The organism is Streptomyces sp. UW30 (genome assembly GCF_008042075.1).
Taxonomy (GTDB): Bacteria; Actinomycetota; Actinomycetes; order Streptomycetales; family Streptomycetaceae; genus Streptomyces.
The window spans coordinates 5549-6397 of record NZ_RDBN01000040.1 but is presented as its reverse complement, the minus strand read 5'-3'; positions in this window follow the sequence as shown (position 1 = coordinate 6397).

Below are 849 nucleotides of genomic sequence, written 5' to 3'. Positions count from 1 at the left end.
ACTTTGGCCGGGAGCTGCTTTGGCGCGAGTGATCATGGCCCGAGTGATCATGGCCCCGTAAGCTTCCGGCGCGTCGGGCAGTCTGTGGACCTGCCCGTTAAAGCACGACGTGGGGGCCATGATCTTCGAGGCTCGCGCCAAAGTGGCTGGCTAAAGTCGTGGAGCCGACCGCCCCAGCCACGACGGGGTTTCTCTCACGTCATGCCCGCGTCCGCCGTCCGGCGGGTGGCCCGGTGCGGGATCAGCGGGCCGTACGAACGCCCACGCATCAGGCAGCGTTGGCCCYCATGRCACCGCCYCCACGATCCGGCCTCGGGAGGGGAAAGATCAACCGCAGCTAGACCTCAACGCCCCGCTTCCAGGGCCACGCCGCACCCCTTTCCACCCGGTTGCCTAACACCGTTAGGTCGGATCAACCGAGGGCCGCGCCGCCTCCATGTCTTCGCCACCGGCCGCACGTCGCCGCCCGCCCGTCGCCACACGCAGCGGCCACATTCCAACACGGGCACGGGGACGAACGATGATCCCCAACGGTGCAGGCCAAAGACGCTTTGTGCCACCGAAAGAGGCCGGATCGTGGRGGCGGTGYCATGTGGGCCGTAAGCGGCCTTTGATGCGCATGGGCGGAGTCTGCGGCGGTCGGGTTGGCGATGATCGACAAGCGCCGTCGGCCGCCGGACGAGCGAGCGCAGCGAGCCTTGATGAAGTAGGGAAACTCTGTCCGCGTCGCCGCACGTGGCGTATGTCTTGTCTCGGTTGATGCTTGACGTTGTGGCCTCACCTAATGCTTGACACCGCTTGCCTCGGCTTGGCTGTGCGCCTGGATATGGCGCATGGGGAGGGCCGAGG